Annotated in this window: 12 protein-coding genes; all 12 read left to right on the top strand. The window is 69.4% G+C overall.

Going from position 1 to position 15041, the window contains the following annotated elements; genetic code table 11:
* The first annotated feature begins 83 nt into the window (after window positions 1-83).
* The 12 genes from EJP69_RS02515 (at window position 84) to EJP69_RS02460 (ending at window position 15011) form a co-directional block, all read left to right on the top strand.
* Window positions 84-1268, top strand: coding sequence for an LLM class flavin-dependent oxidoreductase (locus EJP69_RS02515; protein WP_126468613.1), 1185 nt, complete (start codon window positions 84-86; stop codon window positions 1266-1268).
* 47 nt (window positions 1269-1315) lie between these two features.
* The gene (locus tag EJP69_RS02510; RefSeq protein ID WP_126469266.1) at window positions 1316-2344 is read left to right on the top strand and encodes an aldo/keto reductase; all 1029 of its coding nucleotides are present in this window, start codon (window positions 1316-1318) and stop codon (window positions 2342-2344) included.
* A complete protein-coding gene (locus EJP69_RS02505; protein WP_126468612.1) occupies window positions 2341-3582 on the top strand; it encodes an SfnB family sulfur acquisition oxidoreductase in 1242 nt (413 codons plus the stop codon). Before EJP69_RS02510 ends, EJP69_RS02505 begins: the two co-directional genes overlap by 4 nt.
* A gap of 390 nt (window positions 3583-3972) precedes the next feature.
* Window positions 3973-4740 (top strand): response regulator, encoded by a 768-nt coding sequence (locus EJP69_RS02500; RefSeq protein ID WP_126468611.1) that lies wholly within the window; start codon window positions 3973-3975, stop codon window positions 4738-4740.
* Window positions 4741-4857: 117 nt separating this feature from the next.
* Entirely contained in the window at window positions 4858-6210 is a 1353-nt protein-coding gene (locus EJP69_RS02495) for an LLM class flavin-dependent oxidoreductase (RefSeq protein WP_126468610.1), read from the top strand.
* Between the two features lie 185 nt (window positions 6211-6395).
* Window positions 6396-7607, top strand: a complete 1212-nt coding sequence (locus tag EJP69_RS02490) for an acyl-CoA dehydrogenase family protein (protein ID WP_126468609.1) — start codon at window positions 6396-6398, stop codon at window positions 7605-7607.
* A 67-nt stretch (window positions 7608-7674) separates the two neighbouring features.
* Complete coding sequence (locus EJP69_RS02485) at window positions 7675-8688, top strand: ABC transporter substrate-binding protein (protein WP_126468608.1); 1014 nt, start codon at window positions 7675-7677, stop codon at window positions 8686-8688.
* A 7-nt stretch (window positions 8689-8695) separates the two neighbouring features.
* On the top strand, window positions 8696-9496 hold the full coding sequence (locus tag EJP69_RS02480) for an ABC transporter ATP-binding protein (RefSeq protein WP_093307169.1): 801 nt from the start codon (window positions 8696-8698) through the stop codon (window positions 9494-9496).
* The gene (locus EJP69_RS02475) at window positions 9493-10401 is read left to right on the top strand and encodes an ABC transporter permease (RefSeq protein ID WP_126468607.1); all 909 of its coding nucleotides are present in this window, start codon (window positions 9493-9495) and stop codon (window positions 10399-10401) included. The genes EJP69_RS02480 and EJP69_RS02475 overlap by 4 nt, the downstream gene beginning before the upstream one ends.
* A complete protein-coding gene (locus tag EJP69_RS02470) occupies window positions 10388-12076 on the top strand; it encodes an amidohydrolase (protein WP_206169275.1) in 1689 nt (562 codons plus the stop codon). The genes EJP69_RS02475 and EJP69_RS02470 overlap by 14 nt, the downstream gene beginning before the upstream one ends.
* Entirely contained in the window at window positions 12073-13239 is a 1167-nt protein-coding gene (locus EJP69_RS02465) for an ABC transporter ATP-binding protein (protein ID WP_126468606.1), read from the top strand. Before EJP69_RS02470 ends, EJP69_RS02465 begins: the two co-directional genes overlap by 4 nt.
* A complete protein-coding gene (locus tag EJP69_RS02460; RefSeq protein ID WP_206169274.1) occupies window positions 13224-15011 on the top strand; it encodes an ABC transporter permease subunit in 1788 nt (595 codons plus the stop codon). The genes EJP69_RS02465 and EJP69_RS02460 overlap by 16 nt, the downstream gene beginning before the upstream one ends.
* The last annotated feature ends 30 nt before the right edge of the window (window positions 15012-15041 follow it).

The following is a 15041-nucleotide window of genomic DNA, read 5'->3' as shown; positions in this document are numbered from 1 at the left end:
CCGCGAATTTGGATATGCGGATTCCGGGCGTGCCAATTCGGGTACGGCTGACCAGAATCCCGGACCTCGGAAGGTAATTTCAAATGTCCCTGCCACAACGGCCCGGCGCCATTGCCGGATGGGAGCGCTTTGCCGCTCCGACCGAATTCAGCGAAAGCCCGATCTCCCAGGCCTTCAGGCAGCCCGTGCTGCTGGGGCTGTTCCTGCCGATACAGGCGGGCGGCTGGAGCGCGTCGACACTGCCGCGCACCACCGACTGGCGCTTCGACTACAACCGCGATCTCGTTCTGAAGGCCGAGCGACTGGACTTCGACCTGGTGTTCGCGCTCTCGCAATGGCTTCCCAAGGGGGGCTATGGCGGCGTCTTCAACGGCAACGCGCTCGACTCGTTCATGACCACGGCCGCGCTCACCGCGCTGACGAGCCGGATCATGCTGATATCGACCATCCACGTGCTCTATGGCCCGCTGCATCCGCTGCACCTGGCCAAGTACGCCGCCACGCTCGACCACATCTCGGGCGGGCGCTGGGGCATCAACGTGGTCACGGGCCACCGCGCGGTCGAGCACGAGATGTTCGGCTCTCATCGCATCGAGCACGACCGGCGCTACGAGCTCGCGGCCGAGTTCCTCGAAGTGGTGCAGCGGCTGTGGGCCGACACCGAGAACTGGTCGTTCAAGGGCGAATCGCCGTGGAAGCTTGACGGCGCGTTCGTCTCGCCCAAGCCGCGCTTCGGACGGCCCGTGCTGGTGAACGCCACCGGCTCCGATGCGGGCATCGGCTTCGCGGCGCGCTACTCCGACATCGTGTTCATCACCAGCCCGAGCGGTTCCAGCTTCGCGAGCGCCATCGAGGCGCTGCCGGCGCACGCCGCGCGCGTGAAGCAGGCGGCGCGCGACGTGGGCCGCGAGGTGCGCACGCTGCTCAACCCGATGGTGATCAGCCGCGAGACCGAGCGCGAGACCTGGGACTACCACGACGCCATCGTCGCGCACATCGACGCCGACCCGAAGACCAGCTTCAACCGCTTCGACAGCGACGCGCACGCCTGGCGCGGCCGCGTCGGCAACGACGCGCCCAAGCGCCGCGCCATCGGCGGGAACATCGAAGTCATCGGCACGCCGGAGCAGGTGGTCGAGCAGTTCGTGCAGCTCAAGCGCGCGGGCATCGACGGCCTGCAGCTGAGCTTCTTCGACTTCAAGCCCGACCTCGAATTCTTCGGCGACCGCATCCTGCCGCTGATGAAGCAGGCGGGGCTGCGCCTGTAGGCGCCTCTTTTCTCACCCGATACCAAAGAACTTCCTTCATGAGCACCATCGACTATCGCCCCCTCGGCCGCAGCGGCATCCTCGTGTCGCCGTTGACGCTCGGCACCATGATGTTCGGCGGCCAGACCGACCGCGCCACCGCGCAGCGCATTGCCGACCGGGCCTTCGAGCAGGGCATCAACTTCATCGACACCGCCAATGCCTACAACAAGGGCGAGTCGGAAACGGTGGTGGGCCAGCTCGTGGCGCCCAACCGCAACCGCTGGGTGCTGGCGACCAAGTTCGCGAACGCCGATCCGGACATCGCCGGCCCCAACAACAGGAGCACGGGGCGACACGGCATCGTGCAGTCTGTCGAGGCCAGCCTGAAGCGCCTGGGCACCGACCACATCGACCTGCTGTACCTGCACCGCGAGGACCGCGCCACGCCGGTGGCCGAGACGGTGCGCGCGCTGGGCGACCTGATCCGCGCGGGCAAGCTGCGCAGCTACGGCCTGTCGAACCACAGTGCCTGGAAGATCGCGGAATTCAGCCGCACGGCCGACGCCCTGAACGTGGACCGGCCGGCGGCGAGCCAGCCACTCTACAACCTGGCCAACCGGCAGGTCGAGTCCGAGCACCTGCCCGCGGCCGAGTACTACGGCGTGGGCGTGGTGTCTTACAGCCCGCTCGCGCGCGGCGTGCTCACCGCCAAGTACGAGCCCGGCAAGGCGCCGCCGCCCGGCACGCGTGCCGGCCGCGACGACAAGCGCATCCTGCAGACCGAGTGGCGCGCCGAGTCGCTGCAGATCGCCCAGCGCGTGAAGGAGCACGTCGAGGGGCGGGGCATCACGCCCGGCCAGTTCGCGCTCGCATGGGTGCTGAACAACCGGCTGATCACGTCCGCCATTGCCGGCCCGCGCACGCTGGAGCAGTGGGAAGACTACGTGCCGGCGCTGCAGTACCGCTTCAGCGACGAAGACGAGGCGCTGGTCGACGCGCTGGTGACCACCGGCCATTCGTCGCTACCGGGCTTCAACGATCCGAGCCATCCCTTCTTCGGGCGGCTGCCGCGGCATCGCGTGGCTGCCTCATGAATGCCGTGCTCGCCTCGGTGACCAAGCGCCAGCAGCCCGCCCACCGCACCGCGCGCGCCGTGCAGGCGGGGCAGGTGCTGCGCTCCGATGCGGAAGTGCTCCAGGCCGCGCGCCGCATCGCCGGCCTGATCGCCGAGGGCTCGGCCGAGCGGGACCGCGATCGCATCCTGCCCGAGCCGGAACTCGACCTGGTCTCGGGCGCGGGCCTGTGGGCCATGAACGTGCCGCGCGAACACGGCGGCGCGGGCGTGTCCTATGCCACCGTGGCGCAGGTGTTCGCGATTCTTTCCGCGGCGGATGCGTCCATCGGCCAGATCCAGCAGAACCACAACAGCGCGGTGTTCTGGCTCTCGACCATAGGCACCGCCGCGCAGAAGGACTTCTTCCTGGGCGAGATCCTGCGCGGCTGCCGCTTCGGCAATGCCAACACCGATGCGCCTGGAAAGCAGGGCGTGCAGCCGACCGTCATCGCCCGCACCGCGCGCGGCCACGTGCTCAGCGGCGAGAAGATCTATGCCACGGGTGCGCTCTTCGCGCACTACGTCACCGTCATCGGCCAGAACGAGGCAGGCGAGAAGACGGTCGCCGTCATTCCAGCCGGCACGCCCGGCCTCTCGATCGAGGACGACTGGCAGGGCTTCGGCCAGCGCACCACCGCGAGCGGCCGCGTGCGGCTCGACCGGGTCGAGCTGCCGGACCTGTGCGTGCTGCCTATCCACCGTGCCTACAGCGAACAGGCCATGGGCGCCGTCTCGCAGCTCAGCCATGTGGGCATCGACCTGGGCATCGCGCAGGCGGCGTTGGACGACACGGTGCGCTTCCTGCGCGGGCACTCGTCGATAAGCCAGCCAGAGAGCTCGCCGCGCGCGGTAGTCGACCCGCTGGTCATCGCGCAGGCCGGGGAAATCCAGATCCGCATCCATGCCGCCGAAGCCATGACGCAGCGGGCGGGCCTGGCGGTGGATGCGGCAATCGCCGAGCCCGACAGGGCGCTTCGGGCGGCTGCGTCGCTGGCCGTGGCCGAGGCCAAGGTGCTTACTTCGGAGGTGGCGCTGCTTGCCTCCAGCAAGCTCTTCGAACTGTGCGGAACGCGCTCGGCGCAATCACCGCATGCCTTCGACCGGCACTGGCGCAATGCACGGGTGCACACGCTGCACGATCCGGTGCGGCACAAGTACACCGTGGTGGGCGACCACCTGCTCAACGGCATTCTTCCGGAGAGTGCCGGAGCGCTCTGATCGTCTCTGCCGTGCGGGAAGATGGGCAGCCGCGCGTCGCGAATCGACGGCTCCTTGCGTGATGCTTCCCGTCGCTAATCCTCCGAATAGACGCCACTGAGGCTGGGCGATTTTCGACTGAGCGAGAGCGAGAAAAGCGCTCAGGCTGGCGTTCCCGAGGCCGTTAGTGGATTAGATCAATCAATGCAGCCGGCCCTATAAATCAAAGTTCTTCGCATGGCCTTGTGGCCGATGCCGAACTTGATGAATCGAGCCGGTTTCCATGATTTTGCATTTGATTTTACGCAAGACCGAGGGGTCTGCCGGGGTGGAAGGGGAGAAGACGGGCTCGGGAAGCCAGTGCCATCGAGGTTCATGCCGCCTCATCCGGTGCGGCAAGGAGGCGCTTGGATGACAGGCCACCATCGCCCCGACGCGATCGCGGTCGTCGACGACGACCCCCGACTGCGGCAACTGATCGGCGGCTATCTCTCCCAGGAGGGCTACGAGGTCTTCGAGGCCGAGAACGGCAGGTCGCTCGCGTCGATCCTGCTTCGCCGCGCCATAGACCTCATCGTGCTCGACGTGCTGTTGCCGGGCGAGGACGGCCTGTCGGTCTGCCGGCGGCTGCGCGCCATGGGCGTACGCACGCCGATCATCATCCTCAGTGCGAAGGGCGAGGACGCGGACAAGATCGCCGGCCTGACGATGGGCGCGGACGACTATGTCTGCAAGCCGGTCAATCCACGGGAGCTTCGCGCACGCATCCAGGCGATCCTGCGGCGCAGCTCCCCGAGGGAAGAGCCGGGCGGCCCCTCGATCGCGAACGAGATCGTGCGGTTCGGGCCCTTCGAATTCAACCTGGGCACCCGCACGCTCCGCAAGGGCGACCGGATCCTCGGCATCACGACCGTCCAGATCGCGATCCTCAAGGTGCTCGTGCGGCATACGGGCCAGCCGCTGTCGCGGGAGAAGATCGCCCAGGTGGCGCGCGGACGCGAGCTCGGCGCCTACGATCGCAGCCTGGACGTGCAGGTCTCGAGATTGCGCAGGCTTCTGGAAGACGGGGCGTTTTCCTATATCCAGACGGTCTGGGGCGTGGGCTACATGTTCGATCCCAGCGGCAGGGAAGGCGTTGGGCGGCACCTGCAGGCGAGCGGCGAGGCGGCTTCCTGGTAGTGCCGGTGCCGCGTGAATAAGGAAGCGCGGAATTCTTCTTTGGCGCGGCCGCCGCGGCGGTCTAACGTGGCGTGCTTTGCGGCACGCCAGATGCCGTTCATTCCAGCACGGCATCTCATGAGTCAACGCAAGCTGCGCCTCGGCGCCTTCATCATGGCCACCGGCCATCACGTGGCCGCATGGCGCCATCCGGGGTCGCAGGTCGATTCGGGCGTCAACATCGATCACTACATCGAGGTCGCCAAGACGGCCGAGCGCGGCCTGTTCGACCAGGTGTTCGTGGCCGACACGCCCGGCGTCGGCTTCCACGGCGACGAGGAAGCCTTCAGCCGCCAGGGGAGGGTGTCCTACTTCGAGCCCGTGACGCTGTGGGCGGCGCTGTCGGCGGTGACGCGGCACATCGGCTTCGTCGCGACGGCCTCGACCACCTACGAGGATCCCTTTCTCCTGGCCCGCAAGTTCGCTTCGCTGGACCATCTCAGCAAGGGGCGCGCGGCCTGGAACGTGGTGACCACCAGTGCGGACAACGTCCACGGCAACTTCGGCCTCGACAGGCACCCCGACCCGGCCTCGCGCTACGAGCAGGCGCACGAGTTCATCGACGTGGCCAAGGGCCTGTGGGACAGCTTCGAGGACGACGCGTTCCAGCGCGATCCGGTCTCGGGCAAGTACTTCGACCCTGCCAAGCTGCATGCCCTTAGCCATTCGGGGAAGTACTTCAAGGTCGCTGGCCCGCTCAATCTGGAGCGGCCGCCGCAGGGCTATCCGGTGATCGTGCAGGCAGGGTCGTCGGAACCCGGGCGCGAGCTCGCGGCTGCGTCGGCCGAAGCCATCTTCACCGCCTGGACCAGCCTGGCCGAGGCGCAGGCGTTCTATCGCGACGTGAAGGGGCGGCTGGCCAAGTACGGCCGCAGGCCCGAGCAGCTGCTGGTGCTGCCCGGCATATCGCCGGTGATCGGCCGCACGCAGGAGGAGGCCGAGGCCAAGTGGGCGAAGCTCCAGAGCCTGATCCATCCATCCGTGGGCCTGAACACGTTGCACACCTTCTGGCCCGACGAAGACCTGTCGACCTGGGATCTCGATGCGCCCCCGCCCTACATCCCGGAGCCGCCGCCGGGGCGCAACAGCCGCGCCCACGTGGTGCTGGAGCTGGCCCGGCGCGACAGGCTTACCGTGCGGCAGCTCTACGAATACCTCGCCGGCGCGCGCGGCCACTGGGTGGTGGTCGGCACGCCGCAGACCATCGCGGACAGGATGCAGGAATGGTTCGAGAACGGCGCTGCCGACGGCTTCAACGTCATGCCGCCGGTGCTGCCTGAATCGCTGGAAGAGTTCGTGGACCTCGTGATCCCCGAACTCCAGCGCCGCGGCCTTTTCCGCACGGCGTACGAAGGCCGCACCCTGCGCGAGAACCTCGGGCTGGAGCGGCCCGTCAACCAGTTCTCCGTGAAGGGGCGGAAGGTCGCGTGACGGCGGCAGCTTCGTCCCGTCGCAGGCAGAGGCTGCACGAAGCCCCCTGAACGACGGCCGGCGCAATAACGGGATTCGCATTTGGTCATGCGGATTCCTTCGTTCTGCATGCGAACCTTCGTTCCTAGACTCGATGGCTCCCTTGTCGAGCGGTTCCCTCGCTCCTTGAAGCCGGGTGGAATCCCTTGTCATCTTCTCCCTCCCCATCTCCCGCCGATCCCTTCGATGAAGACTTCGGTGACCTCACCCCGGCCGTCCAGGCGCTCGCCGCCTCGCTGGCAGCAACGGCCGCCGCGCGCGACCGGGCCGGCGGCACCGCGCTGGCCGAGCGGCAGCTGCTGCGGCAAAGCGGGCTGCTGACGCTCGCCATACCCTCGGCCTTCGGCGGGCAGCAGGCGGCGTGGCCGCTGATCTTCCGCATCCTGCGGCGGCTCGCGCAGGCCGACAGTTCGCTCGCGCACCTGTTCGGCTTCCAGCACCTGCAGGTGGCGAGCGTCCTGCTGTTCGGCTCGCAGGAACAGCAGGCGCGCTACCTGGGCCAGGCGGTGGAGCACCGCTGGTTCTGGGGCAACGCCGTGAATGCGCGCGACACGCGGCTCACTGCCACGCGCACGCCGCAGGGGCTGGAGATCGACGGCATCAAGGGCTTCTGCTCGGGTGCTTCCGATTCGGACGTGCTCAATGTCTCCGTCACCCTCGGCCCCGAGCCCACCGACCGTGTCTTCGCCGTGGTGCCGACCTCGCGCGCCGGCATCCGCGTGCACGACGACTGGGACAACATGGGCCAGCGCCAGACCGACAGCGGCAGCGTTTCCTTCGAGCGCGTGCAAATTGCGCACGACGAGGTGCTCGGCCCGCCCGGCGTGGCGTCGAGCCCGCGCGCGACGCTGCGAAACCTGATCGGGCAGATCGTGCTCACCGAGATCTATCTCGGCAATGCGCTCGGCGCGCTGCGCGAGGCCATCGGCTACCTGCGCACGCAGACGCAGCCGTGGCCCATGGCCGGCGTGACGCGCTCCGAGGACGACCGGATGCTCCAGCTGCGCGCCGGCGAGATGTGGTCGAGCCTGCGGGCCGCCACGGCGCTTTCGAACCTGGCCAACGAACGTTTCCAGCAGGCTTGGGAGCGCGGCAACGAACTGACCGCCGGCGAGCGCGCCGCGCTGGCCGTGGAGGTGGCCTCCGCGCGCACCCAGGCCGGCCGCGTGGCGCTGCAGGTGACCTCGCAGATCTTCGAACTCGTGGGCGCGCGCGGCACCGCGGCGCGCCACGGCTTCGACCGCTACTGGCGCAACGTGCGCGTCCACACGCTGCACGACCCGCTCGACTACCGGCACCAGAGTATCGGCGCATGGCTGCTGGCGGGCGAGGCGCCCAACCCGTACGGCTACGGCTGACGGAATCGGCTCGCGGTTTTCTTTCCTTTTCCTCTCCGTTTTTCTTCTGCTTTTTTCGGGTACCCGCATGACACGTTCGCACTCCATCGACCGCCGCCAGTTCGGCCTCGGCCTCGCAGGCCTGGCGCTCGGCTCCTCCGCCTGGGCCCAGCAGGCCGGCGCCGAGAAGATCGTGGTCGCCGAAAGCCAGGGCTTCAGCTGGGCCATTCCTTACCTCGTCTCCAGCAAGAACTACTGGAAGAACCATGGCATCGAGGCGACCACGCTGCAGTTCACCTCGGGGCGGCTGGCCTTCGACGCGGCCGTGGCCGGCAAGGCGCAGTTCGCCACCTCGACCGACAGCGTGGTGGGCCTGGCGGGCGCCAACGGCGTGCCGGCGGTCATCGTGGCGGAGTTCTCGCGGCTGTCCAGCGGCATGGTGGTCGCGGCCCGCACCGACCGCGGCATCCAGACCGGCGCGCAGCTCAAGGGCAAGCGCGTGGCCACCACCATCGGCACCAGCGGCCACTACTTCCTGAGCCGCTTTCTCTCGCTGCACGGCCTTGCGCTGAAGGACGTGACGCTGGTCAACCTGCGCGGCCCCGATGCCGTCACCGCCGTGACGCGCGGCGACATCGACGCCTTCGCCTGGGGATGGGACTCCGGCCAGAAGGCGGTGGCCGACAGCGGCGGCAAGGTCAGGCTGCTGGACGACACCGGCCTGGAGAAGGTGTTCCTGAGCCACTACGTGCTCACGGCCAGCGAAGCGCTGGTGCAGGGCAAGCCCAAGCTGGTCGAAGCCGCGGTACGCAGCCTGCTGGACGCCGAGAAGTTCTACCGCGCCCAGACGACGGACGCGATCGCGCTGGTCGCTGAGCGCACCAAGGCCACGGTGGAAGTCACGAAGGCCGGGCTGGACACCGTCTCCGTCGGCGTGCGGCTGGACAACCGCCTGCTCGACGACCTGGTGCTGAACGCACAGTGGGCCATCGAGGCCGGTCTTGCAACGCAGCCGAAGGAAGACCTGCGCACGCTCTACCGCAAGCTGATCTACGCCGATGCGCTGAAGGCGGCGGCCCCCGAGCGCGTGACGCTGGGCTGAGCCGGAGATGAATGCATCGGTGAAGGAAACGGGGGCGGCGGGCCGCCCCGCCGTGAGCATCCGCGACGCGTCGAAGCTCTATGCGTCTTCGGGCGGCGAGCTCAACTGGGCGATGACCGGCGTGAACCTGGATATCGGCGAGGGCGAGTTCGTCTGCGCCATCGGCCCGAGCGGATGCGGCAAGACCACGCTGCTCAACACGATCGCGGGCTTCATCCAGCCGACGACTGGCTCGGTCGTGGCCGGCGGGCAGCCCGTGACCGGCCCCGGCGCCGACCGTGGCGTGGTGTTCCAGGAATACGCGCTGTTCCCGTGGCTCACCGCGCGCCGCAACATCGAGTTCGGCCTGAAGATGCAGGGCCTGGACGCACCGGCGCGGCGCGCCCGTGCCGAGGAACTGCTGGCGCTCACCGGCCTTTCGCACGCGGCCGGACGCTATCCCTTCGAGCTTTCGGGCGGCATGCGCCAGCGCATCGCGGTGGCACGCGCGCTCGCCACGCAGCCCAGGGTGCTGCTGATGGACGAGCCCTTCGCCGCCATCGACGCGCTCACCCGCACCAGCCTTCAGCGCGAGCTGCTTCGCATCTGGCAGGAACTGCGGCTCTCGGTCTTCTTCATCACGCACAACATCGAGGAGGCCGTGTTCCTCGCCCAGCGCGTGGTGGTGATGAGCGCCCATCCGGGCCGCATCCGCGAGATCGTCGACATCGACCTGCCTTACCCGCGCAACCGTGCCGACCCGGCCTTCGGTGCGCTGTACGAGCGCATCAGCGCGGCCTTTGCGCAGAACGAGGAGGCAACGGCATGAGCGCCGCGCTGAACGACCTGCGCGAGCTCGGCCCGAGCGAGGAGGAGGGCGCGACGACACACGCCGCCGCCGACGCGCGCAAACTCGCCATCGAGCGCGACTTCCGGCGCGAGCAGCTCGCGCAGCGCCGTCGCGGGCGTCGCCGGCAATTGCTGCTGGGCGTGATCGGCGTGATCGCCTTCCTCGCGGCCTGGGAGATCGCGCCGCGCGTGGTTCCCGGCATCAACACGAAGATGTTCCCGCCGCCGTCGCAGGTGGCCGGCGTGTTCGTGGAGATGACCTTCCGCACCGGCGAGATCTGGCCGCACGTGGGCGCGAGCCTGCTGCGGGCGCTGTGGGGGTTCCTGCTCGGCGCCTCCTGCGGCATCGTCGCCGGCGTGCTGACGGGGCGCAGCGCGACGCTGCGGCAGCTCACCGATCCGGTGCTGCACGGGCTGCGCGCCATTCCGGCCATTGCGATCGTGCCGCTGGCCATCGTGTGGTTCGGGCTCGGCGACCTGTCGAAGGTCATGCTGATCGCATGGGGTGCGTTCTTCCCGGTCTGGGTCAACACCTTCATCGGCGTGCGCGACATCCCGGTGGTCTACCTGCGCTCGGCCGCGGCGCTCGGGGCCGGCCCGCTCGCGACCATGGTGCAGGTCGCGCTGCCGGCGGCGCTGCCCTTCGTCTTCGCGGGGCTGCGACAGGCCACGGCCGTGTCCTTCGTGGTGCTGGTGGCGGCCGAACTCGTGGGCGCGGAGCAGGGGCTGGGCTTCCTGATCTCGTTCGCGCACCTGGTCTTCCGCGTCGACATCATGTTCGTCGGGTTGCTGTTCCTGGGCGCCATCGGCTTCCTGGCGGACCAGCTCTTCGCCTGGCTATTGCATCGCTTCTTCCCGTGGTACGGCGCCGATGCCCGGCGCTGACCTGATCCTCGAGGGCGGGCAGGTCCTCACCATGGTGCCAGGCGCGGCGCCGGCGCAGGCCGTGGCGCTCTCGGGCGACCGCGTGCTCGCGGTCGGCAGCAACGCGGAGGTGGCGCGCACACGCGGCCCCGAAACCCGCGTGATCGACCTCGACGGCCGCACGCTGGTGCCCGGCCTCATCGACGCCCACGCGCACATGGAGCGCGAGGGGCTCAAGACGCTGCGCCCCAGCCTCGCGCATGCCCGCAGCATCGCGGACGTGCTGGCCGTGGTCGCGGCCGAGGCCGCCCGCAAGCCGCCGGGCAGCTGGATCGTCACCATGCCCGTGGGGCAGCCGCCGTTCTACTTCGGCGGCCCCTCGAACCTTGCCGAGGGGCGCATGCCCGATCGCCACGAGCTCGATGCCGTGGCGCCGGACCATCTCGTCTACATTCCGGGCCTGTTCGGCAACTGGGGCGTGCCGCCGGGGCACAGCGCGCTCAACAGCCGCGCGCTGGCGCTGCACCGCATCGACGACGCGACCTGCCCGGACTGCAGTGGGCTCACCATCGAACTCGGTGCCGACGGACAGCCGAGCGGCGTGATCGTCGAGACCAACAAGCGCCCGCTGGTCGAGTTCTCCATCCTCACGCAGGTGCCGGCCTTCGGCTTCGAGGACCGGCTCGAAGGGCTCAGGCGCTCGCTGCCGCTTTATCACGCCTTCGGCACCACCAGCATCTACGAGGGCCACGGCTCCTCGCCCGAGACCATCGCGGTGTACCGCCGCCTGTGGGAGGAGGGCGGCCTCACGATGCGCACGCGCCTGTGCGTGAGCCCGACCTGGTCGAACGTGCAGGAGGCCCGCCTCGCGATGCGCGACTGGCTCTCGTATGCGCGCGGGCGCGGCACGGGCGACCCGATGCTGTCGGTCAGCGGTGTCTACATCGGGCTGGGCGGCGACAAGGCCGCCGCCGGCGCGGTTCGTCGCGCGCTGCCCAACACAGGCTGGATGGGCTTCGTCGAGTGGGCCAACCGCATCGAGGATTTCAGCGACTACGCATGGCTTGCGGCCGAGCACGACCTGCGCGTGCACAGCGTGGTGGTCGACCGGCTCGCCGAGGTGCTCGACGTGTTCGAGGCCATCGACGCGCGCTTTCCGCTCGCGGGGCGGCGCTGGGTGGTCGAGCACGTGGGCTACGTCACGGCCGAGGACATCGCGCGCGTGCGGCGGCTCGGGCTCATGGTCACGAGCATTCCGTTCTACATGCTTTGGAAGAACGGCGCCTCGCGGCTTTCCGACGAGGCGCGGCAGGAGCAGTTCCTGCCGCAGCGCGCACTGCTCGAAGCCGGCCTGCCGCTGGCGGCCGGCAGCGACAACATTCCGGTGAGCCTGTTCACCGCAATCTGGGCTTCGGTCGCGCGGCAGGAGCGCACCACGGGCCGCGCCATCGGCCCCGGCCAGGCGCTAGAGCGGCTGCAGGCGCTGCAGACCGTCACGCGCAACGGCGCCTTCCTCAGCTTCGAGGAGGACCGCAAGGGCACGCTGGCACCGGGCCGTTGGGCCGACCTCGCAGTGCTCGATGCCGATCCGCTCACCGCGCCCGTGGACGCGCTCGCGCACATCCGCGCGGAGCTGACGCTGGTCGGCGGGCGCGCGGTCCACGGCCATTCCTTCCTGCAGGCACAGTCTTCATGAGTTCCATCGGCACCGACATTCCCCTGCGCGGGCAAACCCTGCGCACCGCAACCGCAACAGCGCGCGACGGTGCGCCCGCGCGCGCGGCCTCCATCGGCAGCGCCATCTCGATCCGCGGCCTGAGCAGGCGCTTCGGCCGCTTCACCGCGGTGGACAACGTCGACCTGCAGATCGAACCCGGCGAGTTCATCACGCTGCTGGGCCCGAGCGGCAGCGGCAAGACCACGCTGTTGGGCGCCATCGCGGGCTTCGCCGAAGTGGACGCGGGCGACATCCTGGTCGACGGCCGCTCGGTACGCGGAGTGCCGCCGCACCGGCGCGGCTTCGGCATGGTGTTCCAGCACTACGCGCTGTTCCCGCACATGACAGTGGCGCAGAACGTCGGCTTTCCGTTGCGCATGGCGGGCCTCGGCCGCGCGGAAAGCGCACGGCGAATCGGCGAAACGCTCAAGCTGCTGCACCTGGGCGACTACGCCGAACGCCTGCCCGCGCAGCTCAGCGGCGGGCAGCAGCAGCGGGTGGCCATTGCGCGCGCCATCGTGCGAAGGCCGCCTGTGGTGTTGATGGACGAGCCGCTGAGCGCGCTCGACCGGCGCCTGCGCGAGGCGATCCAGATCGAGATCCGCGCGCTTCATCGCACGCTCGGCACCACCATCGTCTTCGTCACCCACGACCAGGGCGAGGCGCTGGCGCTGAGCGACCGCATCGCGGTGCTGGACCAGGGCCGGATCGTGCAGATCGGCACGCCCGGCGCGCTGTATCGGCAGCCGGGCAGCGAATTCGTGGCCCGCTTCGTCGGCGAATCCAACGTGCTCGACGCCCGCGTGCTGCGGGTGCAGGGCGAGGAGGTCGTGCTGCAGTCCGGCGATGCGCACCTGTTCGAGGCGCGCCATGCCGGCGCCGCGCTGGCGCCCGGCCAGCAGGTCAAGGTGCTGGTGCGGCCCGAGCGCGTGGCGCTGGTGGCACCGGGCACGCCGGGCGCGTTGGTCGCCACGGTCGAATCGACCGTATTCCTTGGCGAGATCCTGCGCATCGATGCCGTGCTGCCCTCGAGCGACAAGGTGCAGGTGCGCTGCCTCGATCCGCGCGATGCCCGGCTGCCGCTCGCCGGCGAAGCCGTGCACCTGGCCTGGCATGCGGGCGACGCGTGGGTGCTCGCGTGAGCGCGGCGGCGGCAGCCCCGGCCCGGCCGCCCCTGTCCGCGCGGCTCGACCTGCGCAACCCGGCATGGCTGCTCGCGCCGGTGCTGCTGTTCTTCGCGTTCTTCTACATCCTTCCGCTGGTCGACCTGCTGCACCTGAGCGTCGCGGGCGAAGCCGGGCTCTCGTACTACGCGCGCGTGTTCGAGGTGCCGCTGTACCGCGATTCGCTGCTGCGCACCTTCGGCATCGCCGCCGCGGTGGCCGCGTTGTGCGCGCTCTTCGGCTACCCGACGGCGCTGCTGATCCACCGCGCGCGCGGCACCTGGAAGCTGGTGCTGACGGCGGCCGTGGTGCTGCCTTATTTCATCTCGGTGCTGATCCGCACCTACTCGTGGATGGTGCTGCTCGGGCGCAACGGGCCTATCAACAAGCTGCTGCTCGCACTGGGCCTGGTCGACGCGCCGCTGCCGCTGATCTTCAACCGCGCCTCGGTGCTGATCTCGATCAGCGCGGTGCTGCTGCCGCTGCTGGTGCTCACCGTGGGCGGCAGCCTGGCGCGCATCGACCCGCTGGTGCAGCGCGCCGCCACGGCCAGCGGGGCAGGGCCGCTCGCGGTGTTCTGGCGCGTGCTCTTCCCGCAGACGCTGCCCGGCCTGCTCGCGGGCGTGCTGCTGGTCTTCATTTCGGCGCTGGGCTTCTTCATCACGCCTTCGCTGCTGGGCGGCCCGGCCGACCAGATGTTCGCGATGCATATCACGCAGCAGGCCGACTTCCTGGCCAGCGGCGGCTTCCTGCAGGCGCTGGCGGCGGTGCTGCTGGCGGTGACCTTGCTGGTTGTCGTGGTCGCGGCACGCTTTCTCGGGCTGGAATTCATCTGGGGCGGCCAGCGCGCGGGCAAGTCGCCGCGTGAAGCGGCGCACGGACGGCGGTCGTCGTGGCGGCGCGCAGTGCTCGAACGCGCGGCCGACCTGTTCGGCTGGCCGCTGCTGCGCGCGCTCGGCCTCGTGCCGTCGTGGCTCGGACGGCTGCTGTCGGGCGGGCTGGCGGTCGTGGCCTACGCGACCTTGCTGCTGCCCATCGTGGTGGCGGCTCTCATTTCGTTCAGCGACTCGGCCTACATGCGCTTTCCGCCGCCGGCGTATTCGTTGCGGTGGTACGAGAAGTTCCTGTCCGATTCGGCCTGGATGTCCTCGCTCGGCACATCCGTCGCGGTCGGGCTGCTCGCGACAGCGATCTCCGTCGTGCTGGGCACGGCCGCTGCGTTCGGGCTCGTGCGCTCCTCGCTGCCGGCCAAGTCGGCCTGGATGACGCTGCTGGTGAGCCCGATGATCGTGCCCGGCGTGGTGCTCGGCCTGTCGCTCTACAGCCTGTTCCTGCGGGCCGATCTCGCGGGCAGCGTGACCGGGCTCGCTGCGGCGCACGCCATCGGCGCCATACCGCTGGTCCTGGTGATCGTCGCGGCGAGCCTGCAGGCGGTGGACGCTCGCCAGGAGCAGGCGGCGGCGGTACACGGTGCCTCGCCGTGGCGGGTGTTCCGCTTCGTCACGCTGCCGGCCATTCGCCCGGGGGTGCTCGCCGCGTCGTTCTTCGCGTTCCTGCATTCCTTCGACGACCTCGTGCTTTCCATGTTCCTGAGCGGTGCGCGCATGACGACGCTGCCGCTGCGGCTGTGGGGCAACGTCAACTACAAGCTCGACCCCGTGCCGGCGGTGGTGGCGACCTTCGAGGTCGCGCTGATCGTCGTCGGCCTGTTCTTCGCGCGCTCCGCATGGGCCGCGCGCCAGCGGCGCTGAGCGCCGAACTCCTTTCGTTCCCCTTGTTTG

Origin of the sequence: Variovorax gossypii (assembly GCF_003965815.1) — a bacterium.
Taxonomy (GTDB): Bacteria; Pseudomonadota; Gammaproteobacteria; order Burkholderiales; family Burkholderiaceae_C; genus Variovorax; species Variovorax gossypii.
This window is presented reverse-complemented; position numbering and strand designations above follow the sequence as displayed.